We start from the raw sequence: 373 nt of genomic DNA on the forward strand, positions 1-373 counted from the left end.
GGGCAGCACCACGCTGTGCTCGGCCGGCGCGGCGACGCTGGCGTTGACCACGCTGCCGAGGCTCATTTCCGCCGGCACCGAGTCGAGGCCGACCTTGACCTTCAGCGTACCGCTGCGCTCGTCCACCGTGGGGGTGATCTCGCGGACCTTGCCGCTGGCGGTGACTTCCGGCTTGCCGAGCAGGCTGACGGTGATCCGCTGGCCGTCGACATCGTGGCTGAACAACGACTCGTAGACGTTGAACACCGCGTCGCGCTCGCCGTCGCGGGCCAGGGTGAAGATCGGCACGGTGGCCTGCACCACCTGGCCGACCTCGGCCTGGCGGGCGGTGATGACCCCGGCGTCGGAGGCACGCAGCTCGGTATAGGAAAGC

General features: G+C 69.7%; 1 pseudogene. It reads right to left on the bottom strand.

The window, feature by feature from the left end:
* Positions 1 to 373: pseudogene (gene triA / locus ACLJNW_RS23535) on the bottom strand (triclosan efflux RND transporter adaptor protein TriA); the annotation flags it as partial.

This window comes from Salmonella sp. SAL4457 (assembly GCF_046548235.1).
In the GTDB taxonomy this organism is placed as follows: Bacteria; Pseudomonadota; Gammaproteobacteria; order Enterobacterales; family Enterobacteriaceae; genus Salmonella; species Salmonella enterica.